Source organism: Kitasatospora sp. NPDC089797 (assembly GCF_040684795.1).
GTDB lineage: Bacteria > Actinomycetota > Actinomycetes > Streptomycetales > Streptomycetaceae > Kitasatospora.
In genome coordinates this window covers 15132-27701 of record NZ_JBFBGS010000070.1, presented here as the reverse complement: position 1 = coordinate 27701, position 12570 = coordinate 15132, and the positions used below count along the sequence as shown (strand labels likewise).

The window sequence follows — 12570 nt, the reverse complement described above, 5'->3', positions numbered from 1 at the left end:
CACGGAAGGCCGCGACAGGCGCCGCTCGGTCCGGTCAGGCGGCCGGCCCGGCGGTCATCAGGGCGGTGATCCCGGCGGCGAGCTCCGGGCCGAGCTCGCCCCAGCCCTCCTTGTAGCCGTACACGCCGGCCAGGGTGCGGGCCTCGTAGTCGCCGTTGAGGATCTCGACGTCGTCGGGCGTGATCAGGCCCGGGTGGGCGACGCCGACGGCCGCGGAGACCTTGAGCAGCTCCTTGCGCAGGGTGCGCAGGTAGACGGCGGCCCGGGTGGACTTGGAGGCCGGGTCCAGGCCGCGGGCCAGCCACGGGTTCTGGGTGGCGATGCCGGTGGGGCACTTGTCGGTGTGGCACTTCTGCGCCTGGATGCAGCCGATCGACAGCATCGCCTCGCGGGCCACGTTGATCATGTCGACGCCCAGGGCGAAGGCGACCGCGGCGTTCTCGGGCAGTCCGAGCTTGCCCGAGCCGATGAAGGTCAGCTCGTCGGTCAGGCCCAGCTCGGCGAAGGTGCCGTAGACCCGGGAGAAGCCCATCCGGAACGGCAGCGACACCGAGTCGGCGAACATCCGCGGCGCCGCGCCCGTGCCGCCCTCGCCGCCGTCGACGGTCACGAAGTCGACGCCCCGGTCGCCGCGCGCCATCCGGGCGGCCAGCTCCTGCCAGAAGCCCAGCTCGCCGACCGCGCTCTTGACTCCGACCGGCAGACCGGTCTCGGCGGCCAGCAGCTCGACGAAGTCCAGCATCGAGTCGACGTCCCCGAACGCGGAGTGCCGGGACGGCGAGGCGCAGTCCCGGCCGACCGGGATGCCGCGGATCGCGGCGATCTCCGGCGTCACCTTCGCGCCCGGCAGCATCCCGCCCAGCCCGGGCTTGGCGCCCTGGGAGAGCTTGATCTCGATCGCCTTGACGGGCGCCCCGGCGACGACCTCCTTCAGCTTGGCGAGGTCGAAGGAGCCGTCCTCGTTGCGGCAGCCGAAGTACGAGGTGCCGAGCTGGAGGACGAGGTCGCCGCCCTGGCGGTGGTGGGGGGAGAGGCCGCCCTCGCCGGTGTTGTGCATCGTGCCGGCCTCCGCCGCGCCCTTGTTCAGGGCGGTGATGGCGGCGCCGGAGAGCGAGCCGAAGCTCATCGCCGAGATGTTCACGACGCTCGCCGGCCGGAACGCCCCGGCCCGGCCGCGCGGCCCGCCCAGCACCTTGGCCGAGGGCAGCGGGGACTGCGGGTCGTGGAGGTCGGGCAGGGTGCCGGCGAAGGTGCGCTGCTTGACGTAGGCGTGCCCCTGGACGTGCTCGACGTCGAGCTCGGTGCCGAAGCCGAAGTAGTTGTTCTGCTCCTTGGCCGAGGCGTAGATCCAGGTGCGCTGGTCGCGGCTGAACGGGCGCTCCTCCTCGTTGGAGGTCACGATGTACTGCCGCAGCTCGGGGCCGATCGTCTCCAGGAGGTACCGGGCGTGCCCGAGCACCGGGAAGTTCCGCAGCAGCGCGTGCTTCTTCTGCAGGAGGTCGCGGGCGGCGAGCACCGCCACCGCGGTCGCGGCGGCCGCGCCGATCTTCCGGGCTTGCATGGAGGTTCCTCCTCGGTGCACGGCCCCATCGCCGTCGGTGGGGCCGTCGTGTCGTGCCGGGCGTGGGCCGGCGGGCACACGGGGTGCCGCGCGCCCGCCGGGGAATGCCAACCGATCGTAGGAGGCCCCCCTGAGCGCGCTGCGTCCAGGGGGGCCTCGGTGCTCGGCGACGGCGGGTCAGCCGGTGTACCGGGTCGTGTGGTAGCCGCCGGCTTCGGTGCGGTCCACCTCGGCGTCGCCCCAGGTGTGGGGCACCTTCAGGCCCCAGGCCTCCCGCAGCAGCGCGTGCTCCCGCTTGTCCCTGGTCACGTACCACTGGCCCATCCGGCACCAGGCCAGCGGCTCGTCCGACTCCGTGGCCACCGCGCGGATCAGCTGGGTCGCGTGCCGGGCCACCTCCGACTCCAGGTACTGGTTCATCCGGTAGGTGGCCTGGTCGCCGTGCTGGAACATGGCGTGGTCGGAGCCCTCCTGCTTGTGCACCCGGCCGTGCTCCAGCGCCACGCTGCCGGTGCGCGCCACCGGCTCCCGGTGGGCGTTCTTCCCGATCCCGGCGTTCAGCCGGTTCAGCAGGTCGACCTTCTCCCGGGTGGCCTCCGGGATCTGGCCGCCGCTCGTGCCGCCCTGGGCGGAGTACGCCTCGTGCAGGTCGTAGTCCCCGGTGTAGAGGTACTGCTTCCACCGGGGGTCGGCCTTCAGGAGCTCCAGCGCCTCGCCGCCGCCCTCCACGGTCATGTCGATCGGCACGTACGGTTCGCCCCCGGTGCCGGTGTGCACGATGTCGGGGTGCAGACCGCCGGGCGGGTTGTCGATCCGCACACCGAGCAGGCCGGCCGGGCCCCAGTGGCCGACGAAGCCGCTCAGGTCGTTGTCCTTCAGCCAGTTCAGGACGCGCTCCGCCTCGTCGGCCTGGTACTTCTTCTCGACCGAGCCGGGCTTGATCGACTTCTCCAGGATGGTGTGCGGCTTGGCCTTGGCCCCCTCCCCGATCCGCTTGATCGAGTACACGCCGGTCTCGCGCACGGCGATGGTGTACTTGTGCTTCCTGCACACCTCCGAGATGGCGGCCAGGTGGTCCTGCCACACGATCCTCCGGAGGATGCCGGCCCGGGGGCCGGGCGTGACCCGCTCCCCGTCGAAGGTGCCGGCCGTGCTGCGGGCCGCCACGTTGTGCACGGTCAACTCGGGCCGCACCTGCCTGGCGGCCGGAGGGTCCGGCACCCGCTGGACCGCCGCACCGGCGCGGCCCCGGCGGTCCGCGATCATCCGCCCCGTCGCCGCGTTGCCGACCGTGCGCTGCAGGTCGGTCGCGGTCCCCGGGGACCCGACTCCTGCCCCCGGCCCCACCCGGGTGGCGGCCCGCCGGGTCGCGCCCGCCTCCTGCCGGGGGCGGCCGGCCGTCTCCTGCGGCTTCCTCGCCTGCATCCTGATGCCTCCTCGGTTCCCTTCGCCCCCGTTATATCGGGAGTTCGCCCGGAGGAGGAGGGCACTTCCGGACGTGCGGTCGGGGCGCGGGCGCCTCGGCCCTCCCGGGGGAGGGTTGCCGCCGGTTTAGTTGTAGGGACACAATGATGACAGCAACACAATCAATCCTGGGAGCGCCCTCATGTCCGACGCCCGGCCACGGCCGTGGCTCGTGCTCGCCATCTGCTGTCTGAGCCTGCTGATGGTCAGCCTCGACGTCACCATCCTGAACGTGGCCCTGCCCGCCATCCGGAGCGACCTGCACACCTCGGTGTCCGGGCTGCAGTGGACGATCGACGCCTACACCCTGGTGCTGGCGAGCCTGCTGATGCTCTCCGGCTCGACCGCCGACCGGATCGGGCGGCGCCGGGTGTTCCGGATCGGGCTGGTGGTGTTCAGCGCGGCGTCCCTGCTGTGCAGCCTGGCCCCCGGGCTCGGCTGGCTGATCGCGGCGCGGATGCTCCAGGCGGTCGGCGGATCGATGCTCAACCCCGTCGCCATGTCGATCATCAGCAACACCTTCACCGACTCCCGCCAACGCGCCAAGGCGATAGGCGTCTGGGGCGGTGTCGTGGGCATCAGCATGGCGGCCGGGCCCCTCATCGGCGGGGCGCTGGTGGAGTCGGCCGGCTGGCGCGCGATCTTCTGGATCAACGTCCCGGTCGGGCTCGCCGCGCTCTTCCTGACCGGCCGGTACGTCCCGGAGTCGCGGGCGGCCCGCCCGCGCCGGGCGGACCCGGTCGGCCAGCTGCTGGTCGTGGTGCTGCTCGCCGGGCTCACCTACGCGATCATCGAGTCGCCGCAGCGCGGCTGGACCTCGCCCGTGGTGCTCGGCTGCGCGGCGCTGGCCGTGGTCGCGCTGCTGGGCCTGCTCAGGTACGAGCCCCGGCGCACGGACCCGCTGATCGACCTCCGGTTCTTCCGCTCCGCGCCCTTCGCGGGGGCCACCGTGATCGCGGTCGCCGCCTTCGCCGGACTCGGCGGCTTCCTGTTCGTCAGCTCCCTCTACCTCCAGGACGTCCGGCGGCTCGACCCGCTGCACGCGGGGCTGTTCATGCTGCCGATGGCCGTCATGGCGCTCGTGACGGGGCCGTTGTCCGGCCGGATGGTGGCCGCCCGGGGGCCGCGCACCCCGCTGCTGCTGGCCGGGACGGCCCTGAGCGCGAGCGCCGTGCTCCAGGCGGTCGGCTACTCCGAGCACCTGCCGACCGGCCTGCTCGTGCTCGCCTTCCTGCTCTTCGGCATCGGCTTCGGCCTGGTCAACGCGCCCATCACGAACACCGCCGTGTCGGGGATGCCGCGTGCGCAGGCGGGCGTGGCGGCGGCCGTCGCCTCCACCAGCCGGCAGGTCGGCCAGTCGCTGGGCGTGGCCGTGATCGGCGCCCTGATGGCCGGCGCGGCCGACGCCGGCCCGGCGGCCTTCGTCGGGGCGGCCCGGACGGCCTGGTGGATCATCGCCGGTTGCGGCGTCGCCGTGCTGGTCGCCGGTACGCTCACTTCCGGCCGCTGGGCCCGGGCGACGGCCGAGCGCACGGCGGCGCGGCTCGCCGCCGAGGAGGTCGGCGCCGGAACCAGGACGGCGAAGGAGAAGGTGGACGCCTGATGGACGCCCCCCACACCGGCGGACACCCGGAGGCGGGTGCGGCCGACCCCGAGCTGGCGGGCCGGGTCTGGCAGGGGATGAACGTGCTCGTGCTGGAGCGCCACAACCGCCGCAAGGCCGTCGCCGACGCCCTCGGCATGAGCTTCGGCCGGGTCCGGGCCCTGCGCCGCCTCGCCGCCGGCCCGATCACCCTGCGGGAACTGGCCGAACGCCTGACCGCCGACCCGCCGTACACCACCGTGATCGTGGACGACCTGGTGCGGCGCGGCCTGGCCGAGCGCATCACCAACCCCGCCGACCGGCGCTCCAAGCTGGTCCACCTCACCGAGGAGGGCGAGGCGAAGGCGGCGCTGGCCACCGGAATCCTCACCACCCCGCCGGACGCCCTGCTCGCGCTGCCGGCGGAGGACATCCGCGCGCTCGACCGGGTGCTGGCGAAGCTCCTGGGCTGATCCCCGCGGGGGCCCCGGCCGCGCCCGCGGGGCCCGGGCCCGTCAGCCGTAGGGGACGACGGCGACCGGGCAGTGCACGTGGTGGATCGCGGCGTGGGCGACCGGGCCCAGGTGGTGGTGGCGCAGCGGCAGGTGGCGCAGCCGGCGGCCGATGACGAGGAGGGAGGCGGCCGAGGCCGCGTCGACGAGGTCGACGGTGGGCTTGCCGCGCACCAGGTCGGCGCTCACCCCGACGTCCGGGTAGCGGGTCCGCCAGGGGTCCAGGGTCTCGGCGAGGCCGTTCCACTCGACGCCGGCCAGCTCGCCCTCCAGCCCGCCGATGGCGTCGAAGGCCATGTACTCGCTGCCGGCCGGCGGGGACCAGACGTGGACGACGCGCAGCGGGGCCGCGCGCAGGGCGGCGGCCCGGAAGGCGAAGCCCAGCACGTGGTCGGTGGGGTGGGCCAGGTCGATGCCGACGGTGACCGGGCCGGCCGGTTCGTCCTCCCGGGCGCGGACCAGCACCACCGGGCAGGCGGAGCGGCGCAGCACCTCCTGGCTGACCGACCCGACCAGGAAGCCGCGCAGGGCGCCCAGTCCGCGCGAGCCGAGCACCAGCAGGGCGGCGTGCTGCGAGGCGGCCTCCAGGGCCTCGACCGGGTCGGCGGACACCGGGGTGGAGGAGACCGGGACCTCGGGCGCCAGGACGCGCAGCGCGGACTCGCGCTCGGCGAGGTGGGCCAGGGCCCGCTGGTGGGCCTGGTCGCTGACGGCCGCGTCCCGCCCGTGCGCCGGCCGGGCCTCCAGCACTTCCAGCGGGACGCCGCGGCGCCGTGCCTCGTGGGCGGCCCACTCGGTGGCGGTCAGGCTCTCGGGGGAGCCGTCGAAGCCGACCACGACGGGGCCGGTGGCTGATTCGGGTACGGAGGGTCCGGTCACGGCACGCTCCTCGGGTTCGGCGGCGCCGGGCCGCGGCCGCTACCGGCCGCCGGGCTCGCCTCGGGTCGCCGCCCCAGTATCGGCGGTGGCCGGGGTCGGCGCCTCCCGGGGCGCCGGTGGCGGCCCGTCGTCGGCGGGGCCGGTCGGGCGTGCGGGCCCGGGCGTCCGGCCGGGGGCGGTTCAGCCCGCGGCGAGCAGGCCGGCGACCAGGGCGCGCAGCCCGTCGCGGTAGGTGTCCCGGGCGGTGAGGTCCTCCCAGTGGTCGGCGACCTGGGCGAGGCGGGGGTGCCGGGCCGGGTCGAGGCCGGTGAAGACCTGCTCCCGGTAGGTCGGGCGGTCGTCGTCGGCCCGGCGCCGGGCGGCGGTCGTGCGGACCACGATCTCCCCGGCGGTGTAGTACCAGATCGCCCGGTAGCCCTGGACGGCGCGCTCCGGGGTCAGGCCGCAGTCGACCAGCCCGTCGACGATCCGCTCGACGAACCAGAGCGCGTGGGTGGAGAACAGGTCGTCGGCGGCCAGCACTTCGACGATCCAGGGGCAGGCGGCGAGCGCGTCGTGGATCGCGGCGGCCGCGGCGAGGACCCGTTCGCGCGGGTCGGCGGGCAGCTCGACGGGCCGGAGGGTGCGGGCGGCGTAGTCGTCCAGCAGCAGGACGAGCAGCTCCTCCTTGTTGCGGACGTGGTGGTAGAGCGCCATCGGCGTACTGCCGATGTCGGTGGCCAGGCGGCGCATCGTCAGTTTCCCGACGCCCTCCTCGGCCACGATCCGCCGGGCCGTCCCGACGACCTCCTCCCGGGAGATGCGGGGAGGCCGGCCGGGGGCCCTGCGGGGGGCGGGGGAGGGCTGCTGCATGCGCTCATCATGCCCCGCCGGGTACGGGCGGCTCGACAGCGGTGAGCCTCCGGAGGTAGTTTCCTTACGCGTATAGAAACTGCCTCGGGGGACCCCGCACCGCATCCCGACCGGAAGGAACCCGCTCATGACCACCACCCCGATCGCCGCCGTCGACCTGTTCGCCGCGGCGCTGCACATCCGGACCGACGGCGGGGTCCGGGCCGCCGGGCGCCGGACGGTCGACGGCGACCCCGGCACCTGGCACCTGGCGACCTTCCACGTGGAGACCGACGCCGACGTCCACGCCGACCACTGGGAGATGCACCCGGAGGCGGACGAGGCGGTGTGCTGCCTGGCCGGCGGTGTCCGGGTGTTCTTCCGGCCGGTCGAGGACGGCGCCGAGGAGGAGACGGTCCGGCTGGGGGCGGGCAACGCCGTGGTCGTCCCGCGCGGCCGCTGGCACCGGCTGGAACTCGACGGCCCCAGCGACCTGATGTCGATCACCCTGCGCAGCGGGACCCGGCTGGAGCGGCGCTGACCGGGAACGCCGCGGGCCCGGCGGACAGGAAGTCCGCCGGGCCCGTTCGCCGTGCCTGCGCGTGGGTCAGTCCTGGGCGTCGACCCGGGCGGCCCAGCGCCGCTCGACGTTGCTGAAGCGCCAGTAGGCCAGGGCGCAGGCCCAGACCACCACGAACATGGCGACCAGCAGGTAGCCGACGTTGTCCAGGCTGATGTCGGAGATCCAGCCGGTGACCGGGTCGGTCAGGTCGAGCTTCTCGTGCAGCACGCTGACCAGCTCGATGGTGCCGATGACGAAGGCGACCGCGATGGAGAGGCCGGTGATGGTGAGGTTGTAGTAGACCTTGCGGACCGGGTTGGAGAACGCCCAGTGGTAGGCGAAGTTCATGAAGGTGCCGTCGAGGGTGTCGAACAGGCTCATGCCGCAGGCGAACAGCAGCGGCAGGCAGATGATGGCGTACCAGGGCAGGCCGGAGGCGGCGCCGGAACCGGCCATGGCCATCAGGGCGACCTCGGTGGCGGTGTCGAAGCCGAGGCCGAACAGCACTCCGACCGGGTACATCTGGCCGGGGCGGCGGATGGACTTGGTGAGCCTGCCGAGGATGCGGTTCATGAAGCCGCGCTCGTCGAGGTGCTTCTCCAACTGCTTCTCGTCGTACTGCCCGGCCCGCATGGCCTTGTACACCCGGTAGATGCCGGCCAGTGCGAACAGGTTGAGCGCGGCGATCAGGTAGAGGAAGGTGCCGGAGACGCTGGTGCCGATGACGCCCAGCCACTGGTGGGTGGCGGACTGGTCGTCCACCAGGGTGCCGACGATCTGGGCGCCGCCGGCGACCAGGGCGGCCATCGCCATGACGATGGTGGAGTGGCCGAGCGCGAACCAGAAGCCGACCGACACCGGCCGCTGGCCGTCGGCCATCAGCTTGCGGGTGGTGTTGTCGATCGCGGCGATGTGGTCGGCGTCGAAGGCGTGCCGCATGCCGAGGGTGTAGGCGGTGATGCCGAGCCCGACGCCGAAGGTCTGGGTGCCGATGGTGTAGTGGTTCGGCGCGACCAGCAGGAACAGCATGCCGAAGGCGACCACGTGCATGGCGACGATCACGCCGAGCAGGGCGGCGGTGCGGACGGTGTCCCCGCGCTGCCAACGGGGCGGCAGCGGCAGGGAGGACGACGGGGGTTCTTCGGTGAGGGTCATGCGTGCGGGCCTTTCCGGTTCCTCGATGGGGGCGCCCCCCGGGGAACGCGGGGAACACCGTAGGGGCTCGCTCGTTCGGTCGACAAGCGTTTGCAGCTGCGAAGAGGTTGCAATAAGGCAAAACCGGGACTTCGGGGGCGAAGCGCCGCCGCGCTGACGTCGTCTCACCATGCGGACGATCGAGTGATTCACTGGCCCGGCTCCAGGAGATTGCCTCTAGGCTTGCCCGTACAGCTGGTTCGCCCCGTCCGCCAGACGGGGCGTCGTAAGAGGGAACCCGGTGACGCCTTTCACACGGCCAGTCCGGGACTGCCCCGCAGCGGTGAGCGGGAACGACCGCCGTCATACGCACTGGACCCGGGACGGGTCTGGGAAGCGACGGCCACTAGGTGTCCGCCCTTCGTCTCCACGGAGGTCGGTCGTGCCCGCGAGTCCGAAGACCTGCCCGCTGTCCGTGCGCGACCGAGTTCGCGCGCGGCCATCCGGTGACCTCGAGGGCGGGTCGGCGTACATACCAGGCGGAGCCGTGCCCGTGCACGGTCGTCCGTGCGGTACGTCATCCCTTCGCGCCCCCGTGCCGTCCCCGGGACCATGAGGAATCAGGCTCGCGAAGGAGAGTCCCTTGACAGCGAAGTCCGCAGCCGCGGCGACCGTGGCCACCGCTTACGGTTACCCCCGCCAGGGTCGTAACCGGGAACTGAAGAAGGCGATCGAGGGCTACTGGAAGGGCGCGGTCACGGCCGAGTCGCTCCAGCAGACCGCCGCCGAACTGCGCAGGGAGAACTGGGCCGCGCTCGTCGAGGCGGGCATCGGCGAGGTACCGACCGGCGACTTCTCGTTCTACGACCACGTGTTGGACGCCTCGGTGGCCGTCGGGGCGATCCCGGCCCGGCACCGGGACGCCGTCGACGCCGACCCGCTGGACGGCTACTTCGCGATGGCCCGCGGCAACCAGGATGTCGCGCCGCTCGAGATGACCAAGTGGTTCGACACCAACTACCACTACCTCGTCCCGGAGTTGGGCCCGGACACCGCCTTCGCGGCGAACCCGGCCAAGCCGGTCGGCGAGCTGCGCGAGGCGCTCGCGCTCGGCCACACCGCCCGGCCGGTGCTGGTCGGCCCGGTCACCTACCTGCTGCTCGCCAAGCCCGCCCCCGGGGTGGCCGAGGACTTCCAGCCGATCACCCTGCTGGACCGGCTGCTGCCGGTCTACGCCGAGCTGCTGGCCGCGCTCAAGGCCGCCGGCGCCGAGTGGGTGCAGCTGGACGAACCCGCCCTGGTGCAGGACCGCACCCCGGCCGAACTGAACGCCGCCGCCCGCGTCTACCGCGAGCTCGGCGCCCTCACCGACCGGCCCAAGCTGCTGGTGGCGAGCTACTTCGACCGCCTGGGCGACGCCCTGCCGGTGCTCGCCAAGGCCCCCGTCGAGGGCCTGGCGCTGGACTTCACCGGCCCGGCCGCGGGCAACCTGGACGACCTGGCCGCGGCCGGGGGCCTGCCCGGCAAGCGACTGGTCGCGGGCGTGGTCGACGGCCGCAACATCTGGATCAACGACCTGGAGAAGTCGCTGGCCACCCTGGCGACCCTGCTCGGCCTGGCCGACCGGGTCGACGTCGCCCCGTCCTGCTCCCTGCTGCACGTGCCGATCGACGCCGCCGCCGAGCGCGACATCGACCCGCAGATCGCCCGCTGGCTCGCCTTCGCCCAGCAGAAGGCCGTCGAGACCGCCCTGCTGGCCCGCGGCCTGCGGGAGGGCACCGGCGCGGTCACCGCCGAACTCGCCGCCAACCGCGCCGACCTGGCCTCGCGCGCCAACTCGCCGATCACCCACGACCCGGCGGTGCGCGCCCGCACCGCCGCCGTCACCGAGGCCGACGCCCGCCGCGCCCAGGCCTACCCGCAGCGGGCCGAGGCCCAGCGCGCCCGGCTCGGCCTGCCGCTGCTGCCGACCACCACCATCGGGTCCTTCCCGCAGACCACCGAGCTGCGGGTCGCCCGCGCCGACCTGACGGCCGGCCGGATCGACCAGGCCGGCTACCGGGAGCGGATCGAGGCCGAGGTCCGCGAGGTGATCGCCTTCCAGGAGAAGGCCGGTCTGGACGTCCTGGTGCACGGCGAGCCCGAGCGCAACGACATGGTCCAGTACTTCGCCGAGCAGCTCACCGGCTACCTGGCCACCCGGCACGGCTGGGTGCAGTCCTACGGCACCCGCTACGTGCGGCCGCCGGTGCTCGCCGGGGACATCTCCCGCCCGCACCCGATGACCGTGGACTGGTTCCGCTACGCCCAGAGCCTCACCGACCGTCCGGTCAAGGGCATGCTCACCGGCCCGGTCACCATGCTCGCCTGGTCCTTCGTCCGCGACGACCAGCCGCTCGGCGAGACCGCCCGGCAGGTCGCCCTCGCCCTGCGCGACGAGGTCACCGACCTGGAGGAGGCCGGTGCCGCCGTCGTCCAGGTCGACGAGCCGGCCCTGCGCGAGACCCTGCCGCTGCGGGCCGACGCCCGCCCGGCCTACCTGGACTGGGCCACCGAGTCCTTCCGGCTCGCCACCTCCGGCGTCCGGGCGGACACCCAGATCCACACCCACATGTGCTACGCCGAGTTCGGCGCGATCATGACCGCGATCGACGAGCTCGACGCGGACGTCATCTCGCTGGAGGCGACCCGTTCGCACATGGAGGTCGCCGGTGAGCTCGCCGGGGCCGGCTACCCGCGCGAGGTCGGCCCGGGTGTGTGGGACATCCACTCCCCGCGCGTCCCGAGCACCGAGGAGGCCGTCACCCTGCTGCGCGCGGGCCTGGCGGCGATCCCGGCCGAGCGGCTCTGGGTCAACCCGGACTGCGGCCTGAAGACCCGCGGCTGGACCGAGACCCGCGCCTCGCTGGACAGCCTGGTCGGCGCGGCCCGTCACCTGCGGGCCGAACTGGCCGGCTGAGCGTGCGGACGGGGCGGGCGCGGGCCGTTCGGCCGCGCCCGCCCCGTCCGGTCCGCCGGTCGGCTACAGGCCGAGCTGCTGGTGGATCTCGGTGGTGACGGTGGAGAAGTTCATGGTCATGAAGTGCAGCCCGGGGGCGCCTTCGGCCAGCAGCCGACGGCACATTCCGGTGGCCTGCTCGATGCCGATCGCCCGGACCGCGGCCGGGTCGTCCTGGTGGGCGGACATGCGCGCGGAGAATTCCGCCGGAATGTTCGCGGTGCTCAGCGTGGGGATGCGCCGGAGCGACCGGATCGTGGTCACCGGCATGATTTCCGGAATTACCGGAATGTCACAGCCGGCGCTCGCCAGGCGGTCCCGGAATCGGAGGTAGCTGTCCACCTCGAAGAACATCTGGGTGATCGCGTAGTCGGCCCCGGCGCGCCACTTCGTGAGGAAGTGGCGGATTTCCGAATCCCAGTCCGCGGACCTCGGGTGCATTTCCGGGAACGCGGCCACGCCGACGCAGAAGTCCCCGGACTCCTTGATCAGCCGCACCAGGTCGGCGGCGTACTCCACCCCCTCCGGGTGGCGGGTCCACTCGCCCAGCGGGTCGCCCGGCGGGTCGCCGCGCAGCGCCAGGATGTTGCGCACGCCCTGGTCGGCGTAGTGGCCGAGGATGTTCCGGAGCTCGGCGACGCTGTGGTCGACGGCGGTCAGGTGGGCGGTCGGGGTGAGCGTCGTCTCCTGGGCGATGCGGCCGGTGATGTTCACCGTCCGCTCCCGGGTGGAGCCGCCGGCGCCGTAGGTCACCGAGACGAAGGTGGGGGAGAGGGCCTCCAGCCGGCGGATCGCATTCCACAGTCCGGCCTCCGCCGCGGCGCTCCGGGGTGGCATGAATTCGAACGAGTAGGACCGCTTTCCGGTGGCAAGGAGATCGCGGACGGTGGCCGCCCGGTCGGTGCGCGTGGAGGGTGTCCCGAGTGTCATGGCAGGACAGTAGCCGCTCGGCCGGAATGGTGTCGGCGGAAGTCCACAGTGTGATACGGGAATGTCCGGAAAGGATATCCGGGGCGGTTCGGGGAGTCGCTCGGAGGCCGCACAATA

Annotated in this window: 10 protein-coding genes and 1 riboswitch; of the genes, 4 read left to right on the top strand and 6 right to left on the bottom strand. The window is 73.3% G+C overall.

Translation table 11 applies throughout. The features are described 5' to 3' along the window. Positions 1-34: 34 nt before the first annotated feature. Together AB0O91_RS37460 and AB0O91_RS37455 are read right to left on the bottom strand one after the other, a co-directional pair. A complete protein-coding gene (locus AB0O91_RS37460; protein WP_363442972.1) occupies positions 35-1561 on the bottom strand; it encodes an FMN-binding glutamate synthase family protein in 1527 nt (508 codons plus the stop codon). 177 nt (positions 1562-1738) lie between these two features. Continuing rightward, a complete protein-coding gene (locus AB0O91_RS37455) occupies positions 1739-2986 on the bottom strand; it encodes a hypothetical protein (protein ID WP_363442970.1) in 1248 nt (415 codons plus the stop codon). Positions 2987-3167: 181 nt separating this feature from the next. Between AB0O91_RS37455 and AB0O91_RS37450 the strand changes: the two genes are divergently transcribed. Next, positions 3168-4628 (top strand): MFS transporter, encoded by a 1461-nt coding sequence (locus AB0O91_RS37450; RefSeq protein WP_363442968.1) that lies wholly within the window; start codon positions 3168-3170, stop codon positions 4626-4628. Continuing rightward, positions 4628-5080, top strand: coding sequence for a MarR family transcriptional regulator (locus AB0O91_RS37445; RefSeq protein WP_363442966.1), 453 nt, complete (start codon positions 4628-4630; stop codon positions 5078-5080). Before AB0O91_RS37450 ends, AB0O91_RS37445 begins: the two co-directional genes overlap by 1 nt. Positions 5081-5122: 42 nt before the next feature. Here the strand turns inward: AB0O91_RS37445 and AB0O91_RS37440 are convergent, their stop codons facing one another. Together AB0O91_RS37440 and AB0O91_RS37435 are read right to left on the bottom strand one after the other, a co-directional pair. Next, a complete protein-coding gene (locus AB0O91_RS37440) occupies positions 5123-5998 on the bottom strand; it encodes a universal stress protein (protein ID WP_363442964.1) in 876 nt (291 codons plus the stop codon). Positions 5999-6178: 180 nt separating this feature from the next. Continuing rightward, positions 6179-6850 carry a TetR/AcrR family transcriptional regulator C-terminal domain-containing protein gene (locus AB0O91_RS37435; RefSeq protein ID WP_363442962.1) on the bottom strand — a complete coding sequence of 224 codons (672 nt, stop codon included), beginning with the start codon at positions 6848-6850 and terminating at the stop codon, positions 6179-6181. 127 nt (positions 6851-6977) lie between these two features. Here AB0O91_RS37435 and AB0O91_RS37430 point away from each other — a divergent pair, with 127 nt between their 5' ends. Next, positions 6978-7370: a cupin domain-containing protein gene (locus AB0O91_RS37430; RefSeq protein ID WP_363442960.1), complete on the top strand. Its 393-nt coding sequence runs from the start codon at positions 6978-6980 to the stop codon at positions 7368-7370. Between the two features lie 66 nt (positions 7371-7436). Here AB0O91_RS37430 and AB0O91_RS37425 read toward each other — a convergent pair whose 3' ends face one another. Continuing rightward, positions 7437-8546, bottom strand: coding sequence for a HoxN/HupN/NixA family nickel/cobalt transporter (locus AB0O91_RS37425; protein WP_363442958.1), 1110 nt, complete (start codon positions 8544-8546; stop codon positions 7437-7439). Between the two features lie 218 nt (positions 8547-8764). Beyond that, positions 8765-9010: riboswitch (cobalamin riboswitch) on the top strand. A gap of 158 nt (positions 9011-9168) precedes the next feature. On the opposite strand from AB0O91_RS37425, the gene metE reads away from it, so the two are divergent. Beyond that, positions 9169-11484, top strand: a complete 2316-nt coding sequence (gene metE / locus AB0O91_RS37420) for a 5-methyltetrahydropteroyltriglutamate--homocysteine S-methyltransferase (RefSeq protein WP_363442956.1) — start codon at positions 9169-9171, stop codon at positions 11482-11484. 63 nt (positions 11485-11547) lie between these two features. Here the strand turns inward: metE and metF are convergent, their stop codons facing one another. Then, positions 11548-12453, bottom strand: coding sequence for a methylenetetrahydrofolate reductase [NAD(P)H] (gene metF, locus AB0O91_RS37415; protein WP_363442954.1), 906 nt, complete (start codon positions 12451-12453; stop codon positions 11548-11550). Positions 12454-12570: the final 117 nt, after the last annotated feature.